This window comes from Mycobacterium paragordonae, assembly GCF_003614435.1.
In the GTDB taxonomy this organism is placed as follows: Bacteria; Actinomycetota; Actinomycetes; order Mycobacteriales; family Mycobacteriaceae; genus Mycobacterium; species Mycobacterium paragordonae.
This window is the reverse complement of record NZ_CP025546.1, coordinates 330898-352111: the sequence shown is the minus strand read 5'-3', so window position 1 is coordinate 352111 and position 21214 is coordinate 330898. Positions and strand designations below refer to the sequence as shown.

General features: G+C 67.9%; 15 protein-coding genes and 1 pseudogene. 7 read left to right on the top strand and 9 right to left on the bottom strand.

What is annotated here, in order from left to right:
• Positions 1-14: 14 nt before the first annotated feature.
• Together C0J29_RS01650 and C0J29_RS01645 are read left to right on the top strand one after the other, a co-directional pair.
• Complete coding sequence (locus tag C0J29_RS01650; protein WP_120791339.1) at positions 15-2261, top strand: heavy metal translocating P-type ATPase; 2247 nt, start codon at positions 15-17, stop codon at positions 2259-2261.
• Positions 2262-2341: 80 nt separating this feature from the next.
• Positions 2342-2560, top strand: coding sequence for a heavy-metal-associated domain-containing protein (locus tag C0J29_RS01645; protein ID WP_120794485.1), 219 nt, complete (start codon positions 2342-2344; stop codon positions 2558-2560).
• A 42-nt stretch (positions 2561-2602) separates the two neighbouring features.
• Here C0J29_RS01645 and C0J29_RS01640 read toward each other — a convergent pair whose 3' ends face one another.
• The gene (locus tag C0J29_RS01640; protein WP_120791338.1) at positions 2603-4453 is read right to left on the bottom strand and encodes a PE family protein; all 1851 of its coding nucleotides are present in this window, start codon (positions 4451-4453) and stop codon (positions 2603-2605) included.
• Between the two features lie 197 nt (positions 4454-4650).
• On the bottom strand, positions 4651-6600 hold the full coding sequence (locus tag C0J29_RS01635) for a cytochrome c oxidase assembly protein (RefSeq protein ID WP_197748241.1): 1950 nt from the start codon (positions 6598-6600) through the stop codon (positions 4651-4653).
• Positions 6601-6692: 92 nt separating this feature from the next.
• On the opposite strand from C0J29_RS01635, the gene C0J29_RS01630 reads away from it, so the two are divergent.
• Positions 6693-7325, top strand: a complete 633-nt coding sequence (locus C0J29_RS01630) for a DUF5134 domain-containing protein (protein ID WP_120791337.1) — start codon at positions 6693-6695, stop codon at positions 7323-7325.
• A gap of 5 nt (positions 7326-7330) precedes the next feature.
• Here the strand turns inward: C0J29_RS01630 and C0J29_RS01625 are convergent, their stop codons facing one another.
• From C0J29_RS01625 to C0J29_RS01600, 6 genes are all read right to left on the bottom strand, one after another.
• A complete protein-coding gene (locus C0J29_RS01625; RefSeq protein ID WP_120791336.1) occupies positions 7331-11488 on the bottom strand; it encodes an AMP-binding protein in 4158 nt (1385 codons plus the stop codon).
• On the bottom strand, positions 11475-11708 hold the full coding sequence (locus C0J29_RS01620) for an acyl carrier protein (RefSeq protein ID WP_120794483.1): 234 nt from the start codon (positions 11706-11708) through the stop codon (positions 11475-11477). Before C0J29_RS01620 ends, C0J29_RS01625 begins: the two co-directional genes overlap by 14 nt.
• A gap of 4 nt (positions 11709-11712) precedes the next feature.
• A complete protein-coding gene (gene fadD10, locus C0J29_RS01615; RefSeq protein WP_120791335.1) occupies positions 11713-13296 on the bottom strand; it encodes a fatty acid--CoA ligase FadD10 in 1584 nt (527 codons plus the stop codon).
• A 40-nt stretch (positions 13297-13336) separates the two neighbouring features.
• Positions 13337-13900 carry an FcoT family thioesterase gene (locus C0J29_RS01610; RefSeq protein ID WP_120791334.1) on the bottom strand — a complete coding sequence of 188 codons (564 nt, stop codon included), beginning with the start codon at positions 13898-13900 and terminating at the stop codon, positions 13337-13339.
• Positions 13897-14766: a (3R)-3-[(carboxymethyl)amino]fatty acid oxygenase/decarboxylase gene (gene scoE / locus C0J29_RS01605; RefSeq protein WP_065048883.1), complete on the bottom strand. Its 870-nt coding sequence runs from the start codon at positions 14764-14766 to the stop codon at positions 13897-13899. Before scoE ends, C0J29_RS01610 begins: the two co-directional genes overlap by 4 nt.
• 213 nt (positions 14767-14979) lie before the next feature.
• Positions 14980-16392 (bottom strand): PPE family protein, encoded by a 1413-nt coding sequence (locus tag C0J29_RS01600; protein WP_242460601.1) that lies wholly within the window; start codon positions 16390-16392, stop codon positions 14980-14982.
• A gap of 136 nt (positions 16393-16528) precedes the next feature.
• Here C0J29_RS01600 and C0J29_RS01595 point away from each other — a divergent pair, with 136 nt between their 5' ends.
• The 3 genes and pseudogenes from C0J29_RS01595 to C0J29_RS01585 all read left to right on the top strand — a co-directional run bounded on the left by C0J29_RS01595 (position 16529) and on the right by C0J29_RS01585 (position 18312).
• Complete coding sequence (locus C0J29_RS01595; protein ID WP_120791333.1) at positions 16529-17338, top strand: class I SAM-dependent methyltransferase; 810 nt, start codon at positions 16529-16531, stop codon at positions 17336-17338.
• A gap of 4 nt (positions 17339-17342) precedes the next feature.
• Positions 17343-17666, top strand: a pseudogene (locus C0J29_RS34715) (hypothetical protein); the annotation flags it as partial.
• The gene (locus tag C0J29_RS01585; protein ID WP_120791332.1) at positions 17611-18312 is read left to right on the top strand and encodes a zf-HC2 domain-containing protein; all 702 of its coding nucleotides are present in this window, start codon (positions 17611-17613) and stop codon (positions 18310-18312) included. The pseudogene C0J29_RS34715 and the gene C0J29_RS01585, both read left to right, overlap by 56 nt.
• Positions 18313-18319: 7 nt before the next feature.
• Here the strand turns inward: C0J29_RS01585 and C0J29_RS01580 are convergent, their stop codons facing one another.
• Positions 18320-20488, bottom strand: coding sequence for a heavy metal translocating P-type ATPase (locus tag C0J29_RS01580; RefSeq protein WP_162951595.1), 2169 nt, complete (start codon positions 20486-20488; stop codon positions 18320-18322).
• A 165-nt stretch (positions 20489-20653) separates the two neighbouring features.
• Between C0J29_RS01580 and sigC the strand changes: the two genes are divergently transcribed.
• Positions 20654-21208 (top strand): RNA polymerase sigma factor SigC, encoded by a 555-nt coding sequence (gene sigC / locus C0J29_RS01575; protein WP_065042509.1) that lies wholly within the window; start codon positions 20654-20656, stop codon positions 21206-21208.
• Positions 21209-21214 lie beyond the last annotated feature (6 nt).

The window sequence follows — 21214 nt, the reverse complement described above, 5'->3', positions numbered from 1 at the left end:
AACCGAGGAGGACCGTGGCGACGCCGCTGGTGGAGAACTCCGAGCGGCAGCGCGTCCGGCTCGATGTTTCCGGGATGTCCTGTGCGGCGTGCGCGAGCCGGGTCGAGACCAAGCTGAACAAGGTTCCCGGCGTGCGCGCGTCGGTGAACTTCGCTACCCGGGTGGCCACGATCGATACCGTCGACGTCCCTGTCGACGAGCTCTGCGACGTGGTTGCCCAGGCCGGTTATCAGGCGGTTCCACACACCGAGTCCTCACCGCCGGCCCGCGGCCAGGACCCCGACGCCCGCCACGCCCGCAGCCTGCTGCGCCGGTTGCTGGTCGCCGCGGTGTTGTTCGTGCCGCTGGCCGACCTGTCCAGCATGATGGCGATCGTGCCGAGCGCCCGGTTCACCGGGTGGGGCTTTGTGTTGGCCGCGCTGGCGGCGCCGATCGTGACCTGGGCGGCGTGGCCTTTCCACTCCGTCGCGCTGCGCAATGCGCGGCACCGGACGGCGTCGATGGAGACGCTGATCTCGGTCGGTATCACGGCTGCCACCGTCTGGTCGCTGGCGACGGTGTTCGTCCCCAAGCAGCCTCGTCAGACGCACGGAGTCTGGCAGGCGATCCTGCACAGCGACGCGATCTACCTCGAAGTCGCGGCCGGAGTGACGGTGTTCGTGCTGGCGGGTCGTTACTTCGAGGCGCGCGCCAAGTCGAAGGCCGCCGGCGCGCTGCGCGCCCTGGCCGCTCTCGGCGCCAGAAATGTGGCGGTGCTGCTGGAGGACGGTTCAGAGCTGGTCATCCCGGCCGGTGAGCTCAAGAAGCGCCAGCGCTTCGTGACGCGGCCGGGCGAGACGATCGCCGCCGACGGAATCGTGGTTGAGGGATCCGCGGCGATCGACACCAGTGCCATGACCGGCGAGGCCAAACCGGTGCGCGCCCATCCGGATGCCGCCGTGGTGGGCGGCACCGTGGTGCTCGACGGCCGGCTGATCATCGAAGCCACCGCCGTGGGCGCCGACACGCAGTTCGCCGCCATGGTGCGCCTGGTCGAAGAGGCTCAGGCGCAGAAGGCCCGCGCACAGCGCCTCGCCGATCGGATCTCTGCGGTGTTCGTTCCCGTGGTGTTCGCCATTGCACTGTCGGCCGGCGCGGCCTGGCTGATCAGCGGTGCGGGCGCGGAGCGCGCCTTCTCGGTGACGCTCGGCGTGCTGGTGATCGCCTGCCCGTGCGCGCTCGGGCTGGCGACCCCGACCGCGATGATGGTCGCCTCGGGCCGGGGCGCCCAGCTGGGAATCTTCATCAAGGGCTATCGCGCGCTGGAGACCGTGCACGGCATCGACACCGTCGTGTTCGACAAGACCGGCTCGCTGACCGTCGGCCAACTGAGCGTGAGCGCGGTGACGACCACGGGCGGGTATGACGACGACACGGTCTTGGGCCTCGCCGCAGCGGTGGAAGCGGCCTCCGAGCACGCGGTGGCAACAGCGATCGTGTCCGGATCGCCGGATCCGTTGCCGGTCAAAGATTTTGTCGCGGTCGCCGGCTGCGGTGTCGCGGGAGTCGTCGACGGGCGGCGGGTCGAAGTCGGCAAGCCGTCCTGGATCACCCGGGATGCGCCGAGCGACCACCTCCTCGATTCGGCCCGGCGGGACGGCGAATCCCGGGGTGAGACAGTCGTTTTCGTATCGGTTGACGGGCTGCCGTGCGCGGCGGTGGCCATCGCCGACACGGTGAAGGAGTCGGCTCCGGACGCGGTCGCCGCGCTGCACCGGCGCGGGATGCGGACGGTGCTGCTCACCGGCGACAACAAGTCCGCCGCCGAGGCCGTCGCCGCCCGGGTGGGCATCGAGACGGTGGTCGCCGAGGTGTTGCCGCAAGGCAAGGTCGACGCGATCGAGCGGTTGCGCGCCGAGGGCCGGACGGTGGCGATGGTGGGCGACGGCATCAACGACGGACCCGCATTGGCGTGCGCGGACCTGGGACTGGCGATAGGCCGGGGCACCGACGTCGCGATCGGAGCGGCCGACATCATCCTGGTGCGCGACGACCTGGACATCGTGCCGCAGTCGCTGGACCTGGCGCGCGCGACCATGCGGACCATCCGGATGAACATGGTGTGGGCGTTCGGCTACAACGTGGCGGCCATCCCCGTTGCCGCCGCCGGCCTGCTCAATCCCCTGATCGCCGGTGCCGCGATGGCCTTCTCGTCGTTCTTCGTGGTGTCAAACAGCCTGCGGCTGCGCAACTTTGGCAGCCGACCTGCTCGTCGAGAGTGAATTACCCGACAAGACACGCGGATTGACCGTCAGCAGAATCACAGTCGGCGGGATATGCCGCCCCCGGTAGGATGATCAGCATGGCCGAACAGACCTTTTCCGTGACCGGGTTGCACTGTGGCGGGTGTGTGGCGACCATCACCACCGCGTTGACCGAGTTGAAGCCGGTGACGGCGGTCAGCATCGACCTGAACACCGAAGGTGAATCCGCCGTGCACGTTTCGACGAACGTCGAGCTGACCCGCGAGCAGGTTCAGACCGCGCTGAAGGGCGAGGGAAACTTCACCGTCGTCGGTTAGCTCCGGGTTTCAGCGAATTACCCGGTGTTGCAGCCTTTTTCGTCAGCCGTGAGCGCCGGATCCGCCCGTGCCGCCCTGGGTGCCGGGGCCACCGGTCCCACCGTTGGCTGTGGATCCTTTGCCACCGGCCCCACCGGCTCCGGAGGCACCGCCGGCGCCGCCGCCTCCGCCGGCCCCACCGGCTCCGGCAACACCTGCTGCGCCCGCGTGGCCGATGAAGCCACCCGGCGCGCCCGCGCCCCCGTCCGCGCCGCCCGCGCCCCCTTGACCGCCGGTACCGCCGCCTCCGCCGTTACCCCCTTGGCCGCCGGTACCGCCGATACCCGCCCAAGGCTGCTGCGCGGTCGGAACCGCAGTGGCACCACCGCCCAAGCCGCCGGTACCACCAGCGCCACCGACGCCGCCAAGTCCGCCGACTCCGCCTATACCGCCGTTACCGCCGCTGCCGCCGTCACCGAAAAGCATTCCGCCGGCAGCGCCGTTACCGCCGGCGCCCCCGGTGCCCCCTGCGCCGCCGATGGCACCGGTGTTGCCGTCCCCGCCGCCACCCCCGTTGCCGCCGAACGCGTTACCCGACGATCGGCTTGCCGCGCCTCCGGCCCCTCCTCCATCCGCGCCGGCGCCGCCCGTAGCGCCGAGGCCACCTACTCCGCCGATGCCCCCGCTGCCACCTGAGCCTCCGTTGCCTACCAGTAGGCCGCCGCGGCCACCGTCGCCCCCGATTCCGCCGGTGCCGCCGGCGCCGCCGAGGGCGGTGCTGGCGCTTCCGGCGCCGCCGTGACCTCCGTCGCCGCCGGTGGCGAAGCCGCCGAGGGTTCCCGCGTTGCCGCCGATTCCTCCGACTCCACCAGAACCGGCGCCGCTGCCCCCGTCACCGCCGGCCCCGCCGGCACCTCCGAAGGCGCGGCCGCCGTCGGTCTGTCCCGTACCTCCGGCACCTCCGCCGCCGCCTGCGCCACCATCGGAACCGCCCGCCCCGCCGGCACCTCCTGTGCCGCCCGTAGCGGTACCCGATTTCACGGACGAGGCGCTTCCCGCCCCGCCTCCGTCGCCACCGCTGATTCCCGGGCCGCCGGGCGTACCCGGGCCACCGGCACCGCCGGTGGTGTCGCCTACAGCGTTGACGTTCGTTCCGTGGTTGCCTGGAGCGTCCTGCCCCGTTGGGGTGGGATTGACGCCGTCTGCGCCGGTCAGGCCGGTACCGCCTTGGCCGCCGTTGCCACCGGAGCCGAACCAGTTGGCGTCGCCGCCGGTACCGCCGTGTCCGGGGTTGCCGCCGTTGAACCCCGCCAGCGCGGCGCCACCCTGGCCGCCCGCACCACCGTTACCGAACAACTGCCCACCGGCCCCACCATGGCCGCCCGCCGCGCCCGCTCCTCCCAGCCCGCCGAGACCGCCGTTGCCGATCAAACCTGCGGCCCCGCCGGCACCACCGGCCTCGCCCGCCGCGCCGGATCCGCCATTGCCCCCGTTCCCGAGCAACAGGCCGCCCGCCCCGCCGGCGGCTCCGGTTCCGGCCACCCCGTCGGCACCGTTCCCGATCAGCGGACGTCCCAGCAACGCCTCGGTCGGCGCGTTGATCACGTTCAGCGCGAGTTGCAGCGGAGACGCATTGGCGGCCTCCGCGGCAGCGAATGACCCCGCGGATCTGTTGAGCGCCCCGACGAACTGGTCATGAAAGGCGGCCGCGTGGCTACTGAGTGCCTGGTACTCCTGTGCGTGATTGCCGAAGAACGCTGCGATCGCTGCGGAGACCTCGTCATCGGCGGCCGCGAGCACGCCGGTGGTGCGTGCGGCCGCGGCCGTGTGGGCCGCGCTCAGAGCCGAGCCGATATCGGCCAGATCCGACGCCGCGACCACGATAACGTCCGGCGTTGCAAACAGCGATGACATGGCGACCCCCGGGCCGTTGAGAAGCGATCGCCCAGAGTCATCGGCGCCTCGGCCAAAACGTCTGATTCACACGCAACATGGCATTTGTTGCCTAACACCGACCCGCTGCCGGCAGACCGGAATCGCTCAGCCTCTCAGCAAACTGACAGGGCAACGGCAGGTGTTGCCCAGACTATTCGGCGGGGCCGGCGGCTTCGTCAGCGGCGCATCCGGGACAACTCGCGCAGCATCGCGTTGTATGCCTCCAGGTCGTCGTCGGCATAATCACTGTCCGCGTGCCGATCTCCGCGGGACGCGTCCTTGCGATCCTGCCGCGCCCACTGGGTGACCAGAGCGACGATGACGATGATGACCGGGACCTCGGTGAGACTCCACGCAATGCCGCCGCCGAGATGCTGGTCGGCGATGATGCTGGGCAGCCACGGCAGGTTAAGGGAGCGATAGAAGGTCTGCCCGACCGGCTCGGCCATCGTCATGAGCGCGATGCCGAAGAAGGCATGGAACGGCATGACCGCGAACAGCAGACCGATGCGACCCGGATAGGGCAGCCGGCGCGGGCCCGGGTCTATTCCGATGATGGCCCAGTAGAAGAGATAACCGACGATCAGGAAATGGACCGCCATGAACTCGTGGCCCCAGTGATAGCGGATCAGGGTGTTGAACACCGGCGTGAAGTAGACGACGTAGGGCGAGCCGACGAACAGGACGAAGGCGATGATCGGGTTCGAGAAGAACGCCGTAACCCGGGAGTGCAACAGCCAGGTCAGCCATTCGCGTGGCCCGGGCGGCTGCTCCTTGCCAGCGGACGGCAAGACCCGCAGCGCCAGGGTGACCGGGCCACCCATCACCAGCAGCACCGGGATGAACATGTTCAGGATCATGTGTTCGGCCATGTGCATGCTGAACACCGCTGATCCGTAGGCACGGACACCCGAGCTGGTGGTGAACACCAACGACACACATCCGGCCAGCCAGGCCACCAATCTGCCCACCGGCCAAGCGTTTCCATTGTGCCGCAACCGGACGTAGGCCGCCAGATAGGCGAGCGCCAGCACCACCCCGGCCGTCCCCAGCAGGCTGTCGAAACGCCACAGCGTCAGCACGCTTGCGACGGTCGGTGGTCGCGGCAGTTGATAGCCGAGGAACACATCCCAGCCGGTGAAGCGATGCGCGAGGAATCGGGGTGCGATCTGGCCGGCCATCGCGGCGATCGCCGCCACGGCGGCGACCATGGCCAGCGCACCGGCCGTGCCGGCGAACGGCGGCAGTGCGCGACGCAGAGACCAGCAGTCCGACAACCACACAACGGTGACCAGAGCACCCGCGATGAGTCCCAGGCGCGCGAAATCCGATCCGAACGTCCAGTCCGGCAGCAGCAGGTACAGCAGCATCCCGCCGTAGGTAACCGCCAAGGCGCCGAAACCCACCTGCAGCACCTGCACGGCTCGGTTGGGGCTGGTTCGGGTCAGCGCGGCGACCGCCTTGAGCCCGGTCAGGCCGGCCACCGCGACCGCGAAAACGATCGCAGCGCTGGTCGCGTAATCGTGGTCGGGCCCCTCACCCGCATTGCCGGTGACGGCCGTGGCCACGACGCCGATCACGGTGGGCACCAGCAGGACCGCGTGGCCGAGCCAACGCGTGTTCAGGCGCAGTGTAATCGCGACGGGAAGGGCGAAGACGGCCACCACGATCCAGGCGCGGGCCATCTCGGAGACGCCGATCGCGTCGAACACCGCCCCGCTGCTCAGTAGCGCGCCCGCCCGCACACCTGTGTCGTGCGACGCCTGGATCACCACCATGGCTGCGGCGGCCAGCACCCAGGCGAGCGAAACCCGTTCGGCCACCAGGTGAATCCGGAATGCCGGTCCGTCGATCAGCCCGTCGGATTCCGGCCGCGCCGTCACCACGACCAGGAGTAATGCGCCCAGACACAGGGCGCCCAGCAACGACGCGATGAAATACCCGGCCGGTTCGGCCGCGCTGACGAAGGCACCCGGATAGGGGTTGCCGGCCTCGGCGTAGCGCCGCGGGCCGGAGACCAGGCCGTAGCCGGCCACTGCGACTGCGACAAAAACCAAGACCGCCACAAAACCGCCGGCCAGTGCCGCCGTCCTCACCGAGGACGTGCGGGCAACGTCGCTATCCACCCTTGCAGCTTACGACCGCGCGTCGTAGCACTGGCCGCCCGCAGCGCATAGTGTTCGGTCACTGTGGGGGCTACCGCCGAGGAACACCGGGCATGATCGACGATCTGCCGCTGCGCTGGGTGGTCACGGGCCTGTTCCTGTTCAGCGCCGTGGGCTTCGCCCTCGTCGCCGACCGCAGGTCCTGGACCTCGGTGATCAGCCATGGGCTGCACGTCACGATGGCCGTCGCGATGGCGGCGATGGCCTGGCCGGAGGCGCTCGGGCTGCCGCCTACACCCGCCGAGGCGTTCTTCCTGGCCGCGGCCCTGTGGTTCCTGGTCGCGGCTGTCCTCGCCGCCCGGGTGATCGGCGCACGTCTGGCGCTCGGCTATCACGCGCTGAAGATGGTGGCGATGGCATGGATGTACGCCGCGATGGGTGGGCATCTGACTCCCGAACACCCGCCCATGGCGTCCATGCCGGACATGCCGGACATGCCGGCCATGGCGTCCATGCCCGAAATGGAGGCAGCGCCGGCGCACACTTCGCACGGTTGGGTCACCACGGTGAACTGGATCTGGGCCGCCGTATTCGTACTGGCCGCCTTCGCCTGGAGCTACCTCTTCATCACCCTGCGGCGCCGCCGGGGGACTCGGGTGTGGCGTGCGCGACTGGGCAACGTGGTTCAGGCGACCACGGCTGGGGGCATGGCAATCATGTTCTGCATCATGGTTTTTCAGGCCTGACCCGATCAGACACCCTGGAATCCACGGGCCAGCAGGGTGTGCACCGGCTCCGGTGGGGCGGCGAGTTCGGCGACGGATTCGACGTCCACGTCGATGGTCGGGTAGTCCGCGAGGTACTCGGTGTACGAGCGCGCCCCCAATCGCATGCCCAGGCCCACCCACGCATCCACCACCGACCACCGGCGCGGGTTCATCACCGCCCACTCGCTCTCGTCGAGCCGCTGCTTCCACCGGGCGACGTCGAGTTGGTCAGGCGCGAATCCGGAGAGTAACTCCGCGTAGTCCACGGCCTCGCCGCGTGCCACCGTGATACCCCGTCCGAGCTCCCGCGCACCCGACACCTCCGGCAGCAGACGCAGGATCGCGGTCGCCGCAGCGTGGCCGGTGGTGACCTCCTCGACGAGATTCATTGCGGGGTAGGCACGCAACGCGACACAGGCATCCACAACCGATACCAGGATGTCGGCAGAGTCCCGTAGCTGACAGTCCTCGCCCAGGACCCGGGGCAAACGCACGATGGTGAAGTCGAGCCCGTCCGGCGCACCTGCCACCACCAGCTCCGCCAACGACTTCGACGCCGCGTAGGGGTAGGGCGCAGCTCGCGGATCGGTCACTTGGGCGGCGACGACATCCGCGTTGACGACGAACGTCGACAGGTGCACCAGCCTGACACCCCGGTCCCCGCACACGCCCACGATCGCCGAGACCAGATCCACGTTCGCGGTGCGAAGTTCGCGGTACGGAACAAGCACGTTGGTGTTGCCGACGCAGTTGATGACGGTTCCGGCGCCGGTGTCCCGGATCAGCGCGTCCAGTTCCGACGGCCCGAAGTCGGCGGAAAGCTGTATCACCCGAATCCCTTCCACGTCGTGGAGACCGGACCACGAACCGTGCTGGGATCTGCTCGCCAGAATGACATCGGGGCACCGAATTCCGGACCGTTTGAGGTCCGCCAGTGCCGCGGCGAACCCGGTGCCCAGAATGCCCGAGGCGCCCAGCACGATGATCGCGTCGCCGGCGGGGAGCGTGGCCTGGCGTCTGATGTCGGCGGACGCCCGCAGATCATCGAGGTCACCTTTTATCTCGGCGGCGGTGGCCCGGTCCATCCACTCGGCCGTCGTGGCATCCGCGAGGTCGGCGACGAGGTTGGCGGCGGTGTCGGCACTGATCAGGTCCAGGATCGACACCTGGCGTCCCAGGAACCTCCGGGTGTCGGGCAGGATTCTGATCAGGTCCAGCGAACCGACCCCTGCGGCGAGCAGCGAAGTGTCCTGTTGGACGGCCGTCCCGAGGTGCCGGCTCCACACCTGCGCCAAACCCATTGCGCTATCGGCGGTTTCGGGGTCGTCATGCGCCGCTTCCACGAACTCGGGCAACGCCCGCAGGTGGGCACTGTCCACCTTCCCGCTGGGCTTGCGCGGGATCGCCGACACCGCGACCACGAAGAACGCGGACACACCGTTGCTCACCAGGATGTTCCGGATGCGTCTGGCCGGATCCTCGCCGGCTTCGGGGGTCGGCGTGGCTTGAAACCACACCCCGAGGCGTCCGTCGTGGAGTTCGACGGCGACATCGGCGATCGCGGGATCGGCCGATATGCGTCCGGCGATGTCCGCGATGTCGATCCGCTTGCCGGATACTTTGACGACGTCGTCTTTGCGCCCGGCGAACAGCGGGAATCCCTGTGCGTCCATGATGATTCGGTCAGCGGTGGCGAAGGCGCGATGTTGGGTACCGGCGCCGGTGGTGACGGTACCGAAGCTGCGGTCGTCGGTCCCGAGGTAGCCGGCGCAGACCAGGCCCCCGACGATCACCACCTCGCCGAAGGCGATGACGACCGTGTCAGGCACCATCGGCCGCCCCAGGCGTCGCCGCGCTTCGGGAGCGACGACCGTGCCGTCCGAGGCGATCGGCAAATAGGTTGCCACGACGGTGGTCTCGGTGGGTCCGTAACTGGACACCAGTTCGATCCGTTGTCCCGCTGACGAATTCATCCATTTGTCGACGGCGGCCGGGCGAACGGCTTCGCCGCCAATAACGATCTGCCGCAGATGTGAACGGTGGATCGCGTGCAGCGCTTCGGCGTCTTCGCACAAGAGATGCCACACGGCGGTGGGCAGGTCGACGACCGTCGCGTCGGTGGCGATCAGACCCTCGACGAGTCCGTCGAGGTCGCCCGATTTCATCGCGGCGGTTCGCACCAGCTGCGCGCCCGCGGCAGCGGCGGCGAAGGTCTCCTCGACGCTGATGTCCGACGTCAGCGGGGCGCACTGCAGGATGGTGTCCTGCCGTCCCCAACCGTAGGCTCTGATCGCCGCGGCGCAGAACAGCGCGAGCGAGCCGTGGGTGACCCGCACCAGCTTGGCCTGCCCGGTGGAACCCGACGTCGGCATGATGTAGGCAGTCTTCGCGCCGAGTGACATGTCCTGCGCCACTTGGGCAAGACGATCGTCGACCAGCGAGCGGACACCGTCATCGATGGCCACCGGCAGCCCGATACCGGTCACGTCGACCACCCGCGCCTCGGCACCCGCCAGCTGCTCGGCAATAGCCTGCGCGCGGGGCGAAAGTTGTTCTGGTGTATCGCAGATGCTGTATCCGCAGCCGACCAGGTGACTTGCGATCAGGCAGTCGATGGTGTTGCCGGTGTCGTCGTCCGCAAGCACCGCAATGTCACCCGGCGAGAAGCCGTTGCGCACCAGATGGGCGACCCACCGGTGGACACCGGGACGGCCGGCCAGGGTCTCGCGGAGACCTGCGGACCCGTCCACGAACCACGCCCGCGACTGGGTCGTTGCGATCTGCATGTCGTCGGGGCGGATCGACCCGTCCGGACCGAGCGCGAACCACTCGCCGACGGCCTTGGCCATCGGCTGATCCCACAGGCGCACCATCGCTTCGAGTGCCACTGCGATCCGGCTAGCAACTCCTGCGGCGGATTTCGGCCGATCTGCCCGGTCCCAGATGGCCACGTTGAGCACGCGTTGACCTTCGTCCAGGACACTCGCCACCGTCCTGCCCTCGATCGGGCCGATGTCCGTCGCGACCGGTGCTTCGGTCAAGAACGGGCGCAGGGTGGGCGCGCAGGTCTCGCGGATGAAGTTGAGCGTCAACGCGTCCACCTGGGCGGTGCGGTTGATCGCCAAATACATTCGGCGGTAGTGCTCTTCGCGCAGCCAGCGGCGCCGCACCGCCTTCACGTATCCTCGGTCGACGGCGCGCACCACATCGCGCACCGATGCGAAGGGAGCGAACCTGACCGGGTGCGCCACCGAATTGACCAGGCACGTCGCGACATTGAGGTCCGGGTCACCGAACCTGTTGTCGACCGCGTGAACGAGCAGACCCTCGGTGCCCTGTCGCAGGCCCGCGTCCACCGCCAGTGCCGCCGTGGCCACCAGGACGTTGAGCGGGACCTGTTCGGTATCCGAGAGCCGAACGAGCGCGTCGAAGGCATCACCGGCGATCGTCACTGATTCTTGCAGGACGCCTTTGGCGGCGGCGCCGGCAGCGTGCGTGCTCTGGCCGGCCCCGCCGAGACGCGCATCCTCGGCGAGCTCACGCTGGACGGCAGCACTGAAACGCTGCAGCGCCTCGTCGGCCTTCGCCCCTTCGCGACGATGGGCTTCGGCCGTCCTCGTCAAACCGGTTGCGAGGGAGGGCACTTCTGCGGGGTCGCCGGCCGCGAGGTGGCGTGCCAGATCGGCTTCGATGATCCCGGTGGCGCCACCATCCACCACGATGTGGTGCGCATGCACGTCGAGTCCGCAGACGTCGCCGTTCTGGTCTGTCCACACGGTGTACCGCACCAGGGCTGTATCGAGGATGCCGGTCGACCAGGTGCGCTGGAGTTCGAAATCGGTACCGGTGCTCTGAAAATCGCCGGACCGCACGCGCACGATGTCGCCGAACCGCAGGCGAGGCACCAGATCCGGATACTGAGTTCCGGTCGCCGGCGTTTCCAGAACGCAGAGCTGCACCGGGTTTTCGCACACCATTGCCTCGCACGCGGCCAGGAATCTCGGCAACTGCAGCGGGCGGAATCGGTAGGTCTTGGCGATCAGGTACAACGACGGATCGCCGTCCTGCAGCACACCGTTATACAGGTTCTGTTGCGACCTGCTCAGCGGGATGCGGGCCACCCAGACTTCAGGCGGGCTCACAGAGGTTCTCCAGCTCCCGGACCCAGCCCGCAATCGAGAGGTCGTCCGCCAGGCGGGACGGCACGTCGGATTCCCGGTCCACGTCCAGCTTTTTCATCAGCAGAACGAAGCGAACGGAATCCAGCCCGAGGTCTCGAAGATCAGTGCCGTCACCATCGTGTAGATCCTCTTCATCGATGTACAACACGTCGCAGACCGCGGCGAGCACCCTTTCCCGGATCGTCTCAACCATGAGCGGACACTTCGGTTTTGCCCACCGACGCGGCCAGTGAGGCCCGCATGACCTTGCCGGACTGTGTCCGTGGGATCTCGGCGACGATCGCGATTGTCGACGGTCGCGCCATCGCTTCAGACTGTTGCCGGAAGCGGGCGGCGATCGCCTGCTTGAGCTTGCGGGCCGCGGACTCGTCGAGTTCGGTCGAAGGGACCACGGCCAGACCTACCAGGGCCCCGAACTCCGGGTCCGGAATCTCGTAACATGCGGCTTCGCGGACACCTTCGGCGCCTTCGGCGATCCGGTCGACCTCGTCTGGCGCGATATTCACACCACCGGAGATGAACATCTCCGAGGATCGTCCCTTGATGTAGAAGAAACCGTCCTCGTGGCGCTCGAGCAGATCGCCGGTGTTGACCCACCCGTCGATCAGAACCTCTTGGGTTCGTGCGGCATTGTTCCAGTACCCCAACATATTTGCCGGCGATTTGATCCAGAGCGTGCCGAAGGAAGCCGACGGCGCAGCACCCGGCGTCGCGGGCCCGGAGTCGGCAGAGCCGGCGAGGTAAACCTCGACTCCGGGATAGGGCCGTCCCACCGCACCGGCCTCTATCTTCGCGATCGAGTCCTCATCGGTCGGCAAACATAAAGCCGTGCAGCCCGTTTCGCTCAATCCGTAGACCTGCGCGGTGCGCACGCCCAAATTCTCGATGAACCGGACATCGGCCGCGATCGCCCGGGAACCTCCATACCCGAGGAGCCGTAGCGACGGCACCTTCTCATCGGTTACCTTCAGCTCGGCGATCAGTTTCGAAAGCAGGGTCGGGACGACGCACGTCGTCGCAACCTCGTTCTTGCTGAGAATCTCCAGCAGCGACGTGGTGCTCTCACCACCGGTGATGCACACCCCGCCGCGCATCAAACAGGTGAGTATCCACCACAATCCACCGATATGCGTCGCCGGCAGCGGCGAGTAGGTGGTTTCTCCGTCCACCCAACTGACCCAGTCCAGGCCGGTTTCGCGCAGGATGTCCTGCACGGCATAGAAAGTGCGGTTGGCCAGGAGCACGGCCTTCGGCTCGCCCGTCGTCCCGCTGGTGAAGATCATGGCCAGTGGGTGGTCGGCACCGTATTCCGGGCATCGGTAGTCGTCCGGTGTCGCCGCGGTGTTTCCGGCGTAGGCGTGCACGTCGACCCTGACCGCCGGTGTGGCGCGCAGATTCTGCGACAGCGTGGAAAGGTCGGTTCTGCTCCCGGGCGCGATGAGAATCGCGCTCGGGGCAGTGATCTCGCCGAAACGATCGATGGTGGCCGGCGGAAGATTGCCGTCGGCCATCACAGCGATCGCCCCGAGTTTCGCGCAGGCCAGCACCGACAGGTACGTCTCGGGCCCGTTGTCCGAAAGGACGAGTATCCGGGATCCCGGGGAAACCGACTGCGCCCGAAGTGCTGCGGCGAGCCCGTTGACTGCGGCCACCAGTTCGGCATACCGCAGCGCGCTTTTGCCGTCGCATCGGCGCAGGGCAGTTGCCAGCGGCCGCTGCCGCGCCTGCTCGAAAACCCGTTCCAGGACAGTTAATGGTAAGTGAGACATGACCTTCAGGTGCTTCCTTGGTGCTATACCGGACGATGCGTTACGGGATGTTGAGGGCGGCCAGCTCGACCTCGCCGGACGCGGCCCCGCCATACTCGTCCCAGAACTCCATGGCGCACTGGATCGAGAGGTACCGCAAGCGTCGGTCGACCACCTCGAAGTCCCGGCACAGCAGGCGCGCGGAGAACTTCTGGGCGTGGATCATCCGCTTGAACCGGGAGGCCGTGTTCTTGATCAGCATGCTGGGGAGCTGGTGATCGAAGTAGTCGGAAATCGACCAGCCCCGCAACACCGGGATCTCCTCGTTGAGGATCGCCGGCGCGAAGGCGCTGTACGCAAGCTGGTTGAAGCACAGAATCAATTCGGCCGCATTGAAATGGCCGGTGCTGCGAATGTAGGCCGGCTCGCTGATACTGAAATTGCCGTAGGCAAGGACAGAATCAGCGGTGGCTTTGTAGCTGGCGTCGACGAGATAGCGGCAATCTTTATAGGCGTAGGGTTCGAGAACCTTGACCAGCAGGTGCTCCTCGATCGGGGCGGTGTCGCTGATGTCGGTGAATTCCGCGCGGGTCGGCGCGAACGGGGACAAGGTGATGGTACTCATACTGGATATCCTGGTGTCGTCAAGCCGTCCAACATGGTCAGACGGTGGGTGGTTAAATGTCCGGCGGCGGTGCCGTGTTTTGCGCGGTGCATCAGAGTACGGTTGTCCCAGAGAATGATGTCGCCGACTTCATAGTGCTGGGTGTGAATGAATGGCGATTTGTACTCGGTGTCCAGTTGCCCCGTCGCTTCCATCAGTTCTTGCAGAATGGCGGGGTCGAGCACATTGCCGTCTTTGTCTTCGATCTTCGTGGTGCCGGTCGCGCAGATATAGAGAATCTCCTGCCCGGTGTGCGGGTGCCGGATCACCGTCGGCCACTTGATCGGCGGCGTGGTCCGATTGATCTCGTCCCACACTTCGCCGATCGGCCGGTAGACGTCACGCGGCCGGATCTTGATGTGGCGCCGCGGATCGTGGGTGCCGAACGTGCCCCGCACCGGGTCCTGCTTCGCGGCCGGCAGCGATTCCCAGACCCGGGTGAGGTCGATGAAATAGGTTCCGCGGTCGGGTCCTGGCACGGTCAACGGCAGCACCATGGAGAACGCGAAAGGCTCCGGCATGAACATGTAATCGATATGCCAGAAGGCGCCGGTTTTCGGAACGCCCTGCCCTTCCTCGGTGGACGAGACAAAGATTTCCGGGTGCTCCTGGTGATGGTAAAGCGGCTCGTAGTAGGGAACGATTTGTCCGACGATCCGTCCGAGTTTGATGAATTGCTCCGGAGTCGGATGCACATCTTTGAGGACGACGAGTTTGTTGGTGTACACAATCTCGCGGATCTCTTCAGTGGAGAGATCGTCCAGATTGGCGGGATCGAGTCCGGTGACCTGAGCACCGAGGCCCTCGCCCTTCACATTAAGTGTCATTAACTGTCTTTCCTGTCTGGTAGATAGATGAGTCAGGGTTGCGCATTTAGGTAAGGTGCCGTGATGGTCCAACCCCCTTGGGTGATTTCTTCTGATGATGTCGCCGTATCGCCTGGCGGCGCGGCTTGAGATGAATTGAGGTTGTCAGCAGCCGCTTGCCCGTTTCTTGCGTAATCCTTGAAGGCCTCTCCATGGGATTCCTGGGAGTACGCATCATCGGCGTCCCGGCGTCGCGTCGACGGGCCACGTGGCAGGCAGCAGTGGCAGGGTGCTGCTGGACCCGTCGTCAGTCAGGTGGGCGAGCCCGGCCGGCGCTTCGGCGCGGGCGGGCGTGGTGCCGGTGAAGCCGAGCCCGCCCGCTCCGCGGGTGCTCGCGGTCGGCGGCTCAGGCTCAACGCCGGTCGTGGGCGCAGCGCCGATTCCCGTTGTGGCATCAAGCAATTCGTCACGGTGACCGCGAACTTCGACGGCGGCCCGGCGCCGGCGCCGGCCCTGGACTCTCGCTGCTGCCAGCTGCGCGGGGGCCGCGGCGTCGACGGTGTCCGGCATGCTGCCCGGTGCCTTCGCCCCCGCTCGGGGACCGGTGCCGATCCCGGGTGGCGGCAAGCCGGGCACGGCATAGCTGATGGCGGACGTCGGCGCCGGGCTGGTCGCCGGCGCCGGCGCGGTGGAGCCGGACGCGGGATTGGCCGTCGGGGAGCTTGGCCCGGCTGCAACCGATACTGCAGGCGCCGCAACGATATTCGTGATCGGCTCGGCGCGGGTGGCAGCGCCCGGTTCGGCGGTCACCGGCAACAAGCCGGCCGGCGGCAGGCTGTTCAAGTACGGGAGCAGCAGCCCCAGTGCGCTCAGCGCGCTCAGGGCTGGCGTGAAAAACGGCAGCAGCAGAAGGGAATACGAGGCGTAGTACGGGTACCAGAGCAGGTCGTACAAGAGCAGTGCGATCACGGCCAGGACAACGGTGGTGGTGGGGCTGAACCCGAATTGCTGGAAGAAGTCCAGGAAATACTGGTACGGGTTGGCGATGAGATTTTCCAGATCCGCGATGAGTTGCGCGATCGAATCCGACGGGGCCGTCGTGGCGGCGCCTTGAGCTTCCGCAGTGGCCGCCCGGATCGGAGGTGCCGGTTCGGTCGTCGGCGTTGCTGCGAGGGCCCCCGTGGTGACCGCCTGATAGACGGTCATGGTCTCAGCGGCTTGGATCCACATCCGGACGTAGTCGGCCTCGTTGAGGGCGATGGGGATGGTGTTCACACCGAAGAAGTTGGTGGCGACTAGTACGCCGTGAATCGTGTGATTGGCCGCCAGTTCAAGAAGGGTCGGCATGGCGGCGACGGCACTGCTGTATGCGATGGCGGCCGTTTCGTGCTGCGCGGCGGTATTTGCGCTGTCGGCGGCCGCCTGTTCGAGCCATGCGAGATAGGGGACGTGCGCGGCGACGTACTTGCCGGCGCTGGGGCCCTGCCAGCCACCGGCCTGCACGTCGGCGAGCACCTGAGTCAGCTCGGCTGCCGCGGCGCCGTAGTGACCGCTGAGTTCTTGCCACTGTTGCGCGGCCAGCAGCAGGGATCCCGGACCCGGCCCGGCGTTCAACAGTGCCGAATGCTCCTCCGGAGGCAGGGCCATCCATATCGGGCCGGTCAGGCTGCCACCTCCTCGCTTAGATCGATTGCGCGAGGCGGAAACCGGCCTTGCTTTGCCCCGTCGTGAGTTAGTCGTCGCCGGTAGGTCAAAAGTTCCGGCGGTCAGTACTGTCTGAGCCATGCCAGCGTTCGACGCCCGTCACCTCGGCGGGATATCCGAGACCGCACTGCTCACGCTGCATCAACGGGCGACCGAGGCCGCCCGCCCGGACGGCGTCATCGATGATCCGATGGCGATCGCCTTGCGCGACCGCATCGACTACGACTACCACCACTTCGGCCGGACTCATCAGGCCACGGCCCTGCGGGCACTGGCCTTCGACAACGCGGCGCGGGCATTCCTCGCCATCCATCCGCGGGCGACGGTCGTCGCGCTGGCCGAGGGCCTGCAAACCAGCTTCTGGCGCCTCGACAACGGTGAACTCACCTGGCTCTCGGTGGATCTGGAACCGATCGTCCAGATACGCCAACAGCTGCTGCCGGCATCCGACCGGCTGCAGTACTGCGCGCAGTCCGCCCTCGATTACTCCTGGATGGACCGGGTGGACGACAGCAACGGCGTGCTGATCACCGCCGAAGGCCTGTTCCAATACTTCGAGCGGGCAACCGTATTCGATCTGATCGAATCCTGCGCGAGGCGATTTCCCGGGGGGCAGTTGGTCTTTGACAGCATCCCGTGGTTGTTGAGCGTGTATTCGCGGCGGCGCGGCTTCAAACTCAGCGAGTTCTACACGGCGCCGCCGATGCCGTTCTGGTTCACCGCCCAGCAGTACGCCGACCTGTGTGCCGTTCCCGGCGTCCGCGCGGTTCGCGAGCTCCCCGCACCGCCGGCGCGCGGCCGGTTCCTACCGAAGGTGCTGGCCCTGACCTACCGGGTCTCCGTCTTCGACCGGCTGCGGGCCCCCAACACGCTCGTCGAGTTCGGATAGCGGAGTGGCGATCGCGAGCGCGGCGCAGCCGGGTGAAGCGGGTCGCCACCATCAGACCGTGGCGATCGCGAGCGCGGCGCAGCCGGGTGAAGCGGGTCGCCACCATCAGACCGTGGCGATCGCGAGCGCGGCGCAGCCGGGTGAAGCGGGTCGCCACCATCAGGCGGTGGCGATCGCGAGCGCGGCGCAGCCGGGTGAAGCGGGTCGCCACCATCAGACCCCACCGCAAACGGACCGGGAACAAATCGCCCGTGATGCGCGACTATTAAGGCATGGATTGCGAGGTGGCGCGCGAAGCGCTGTCGGCCCGACTCGACGGCGAGCGTGAGCCCGTGCCGTCGGCCCGGGTCGATGAACACCTGGACGAGTGCGCTGCCTGTCGCGAATGGTTTGACCTGGTGGGTGTTCAGGCGCGCGAACTGCGCCGCCTGGTCGAGTCCCGCCCGGTGATCGCGCCGGTGGGCCCGATCGGAACTCAGCAGCCAGCGCCGTCGCGACGACGATTCGCCCTGAGCTGGCAACGCTGGGCGCTGCTCGGCGTCGGCGTTGCCCAGATCGCCCTGGCGGTCGTGCAGGGCGCGGGCCTGGATGTGGGTCTGCACCACGGGATGGACAGCACGAACCATCTGCTGCACGAGTCCACGTCCTGGTCGCTCGCGCTCGGTGTGATCATGATGATCGCTGCGCTGTGGCCCGCCGCGGCCGCCGGACTCGCCGGTGTGCTGGCGGTGTTTGTCGCGGTATTGGCCGTATACGTCACCGTGGATGCGGCCTCGGGCGCCGTCACCCTCGGACGGCTGCTGACACACCTGCCGGTGGTGCTCGGCGCAATCCTGGCGACCATCGTGTGGCGGACCACCCCGGCGCCCGGGCCGGCGCCGCAGGCTGCCGAACCCGATATCGTGTTGCCGGACAACGCTTCTCGGGGCCGCCGTCGGGGACATCTGTGGCCCACGGACGGCTCGGCGGCCTGAGGACGGCTTAGCGGCCGGCCCCAAAATTGCGCAGGCGCAGGCTGTTCGACACCACGAAGAACGAGGAGAAGGCCATCGCCGCTCCGGCCACCAGTGGATTGAGCAGGCCGGCGGCGGCGATCGGGATTGCCGCGATGTTGTAGCCGAAGGCCCAGATCATGTTGACCTTGATGGTGCGCATGGTCGCCGCGGCCAGTCCCAGCGCCAGGGGTACGACCTCGAGGTTGTCCCGGACCAGGATCACGTCGGCGGCGCCGATCGCGACGTCGGTGCCGCGCCCGATGGCCATGCCGAGATCGGCACGCGCCAGGGCCGGACCGTCGTTGATGCCGTCACCGACCATCGCGACCACATGCCCGCGCTCACGCAGCTGCTCGATCACGTCGACCTTGCCTTCGGGCAGCACGTCCGCGATCACCTCGTCGATGCGGACCCGGGCCGCCACCGCCGCCGCCGATGCCGGGTTGTCACCGGTCAACAGCACGGTTCGCAGACCGCGATCGTGCAGCGCCGCCACCGCGGGCACCGCCGACTCCTTCACCGCGTCGGCGACCGCGATGAGCGCACATGCCGCACCGTCAACCTCGACGAATACCGCGGTCTCACCGCGTGATTCGGCGTCACGCCGCGCGTCGGTCAGCACCGTCCCGTCGGCTGGCGCACCAATCCAGGTAGGTTTCCCGACCCGCACCGCACGGCCTCGCACGGTACCGCTGACGCCGCGCCCGGGCACCGCACGGAAGTCGGCGACCGAATCCCGCTGCGGCGCGGCCGCCGCGATCGTCAGCCCCACCGCGTGCTCGGAGGCCGCTTCCACCGCCGCGGCCAGTTCCAGTACCTCGTCGGCATCCCAGCCCGGAGCGGCCGTCACCGCGCTGACCGCCAGCTTGCCCGTGGTGAGCGTGCCGGTCTTGTCGAAGACGACCGTGTCCACGGCGCGGGTGGCTTCCAGGGACTGATGCCCCTTCAGGAAGATGCCGAGCTGGGCGCCGCGGCCGCAGGCCACCAGCATCGCGGTGGGCGTCGCCAGCCCGAGGGCGCACGGACAGGCGATGACGAGAACCGCGAGCGCGGCCGTGAACGCCCGCTCGGGGCCGGCGCCGGCGAGCAGCCAGCCGGCCGCGGTCAGGCCCGCGATCGCGAAGACGCACGGAACGAACACCGACGCGATGCGGTCAGCCAGGCGCTGGGCGTCGGCCTTCTGCACCTGTGCTTCCTCGACCAGACGGACCATCCCGGCGAACTGGGTGTCGGCGCCGACGGCGGCGGCCTCCACGATCAGTCGGCTGTCCAGCACCACGGTGCCACCGATCACCTGGGCGCCCGGGTGGACCTTCACCGGCTTGGCTTCTCCGGTCATCGCGCTGACGTCGACCGCCGCGCAGCCCTCGACAACGAGACCGTCGGCCGCGATCGTCTGCCCGGGCCGCACCACGAAGCGCTGCTGCTCTTTGAGCTGGTCCGCCGGGATCACCAGTTCCGACCCATCGGCCTGGAGCACCGCGACGTCCTTTGCGCTCAGGGCGGCCAGAGCCCGCAGCGCACCGCCGGCCCGCGACTTCGCCCGCGCCTCGAAATACCGGCCCGCCAGCACGAAGACCGTGACGCCGGCGGCGACCTCGAAGTAGATGGCGTCACTGCCGAGCAACGCCTGCCAGACACCCCGGCGTTCGACGCTCTGATGGGTGCCGAATGCCGTGTGCAGCGACCACACCGTGGCCGCGGTGATCCCGACCGAGATCAGCGTCTCCATCGAGGCGCCGCCGTGCATCGCATTGCGCAGCGCGACCCGGTGGAACGGCCAGGCGGCCCAGACGACGACCGGCAGCGCCAGCGCGCTGAGCACCCATCCCCAGCCGGTGAACCGGGAGCTGGGCACCACCGCGAACATCACCGACAGATGCGCCAGCGGCACGAAGAACACGGCGGCCACCGCCAGCCGGACCAGCAGATACCGCGCGTGTTCGGCGTCCGGGTCGCCGGCGCCGTCACTGCCGGCGGTTCGCGGCTCGGCCTGGTAGCCGGCGCGCTCCACGGCCTCGCACAGGTCCTCGGTGGCGATGTCCTCGCTGAGCTCGAGCGTCGCCACCCGGGTGGAGAAGTTCACCGAAGCCCGTACGCCGGGCAGCTTGTTGAGGGTCGATTTCACCTTGAGGGCGCAGGCCATGCAGGACATCCCGGTGATGTCGAGTTGGACCCGCTGCACCTCTGCGGGTGCGTCCGTCGTTGCCGCTGTCACGTGAATTCTCGCCTCCTGCGAACTCGTCCCTACACAAGTCGTCAGGGCCGGTTCAAGAGTTCCCTGCGTTCGTCATGTCCGCATGGCCTAGGCTCAAAGCCCGTGGCCCCGGGCAGTGACGATGACCAAATTACCGATCTCGCCCGATCCGCGGGGCGGGGCGACCGGGCCGCGTTGTCCGAATTCATCCGCCGCACCCAGCGTGACGTCTGGCGGATGGTCGCTTACCTCGCCGATCCCGGCACTGCCGACGACCTGACGCAGGAGACCTTTCTGCGGGCAATCGGTTCGCTGCCCAGCTTCACCGGGCGTTCGACCGCGCGGACCTGGCTGTTGTCGATCGCCCGCCGGGTCGTCGCCGACCATTTCCGCTCCAAGATGCGCCGGCCGCGCACTGCGCACGTCGCCGATCTGGACGAGGCGCTCGGGCAGGGCCGTCGCGGCAGCCGGATCGAGAACATGGTGGAGATCCGCATCCTGCTGGATGGATTGGACCCCAAGCGACGGGAAGCGTTGATCGTCACCCAGGTTCTGGGCCTGTCCTACGCCGAAGCGGCTGAGGTCTGCGGATGTCCCGTCGGCACCATCCGGTCCCGGGTGGCCCGGGCCCGCGACGACCTGCTGCGGGCTGCCGCCGAAGGCGACTGCGCGGGGTAGCTGCGG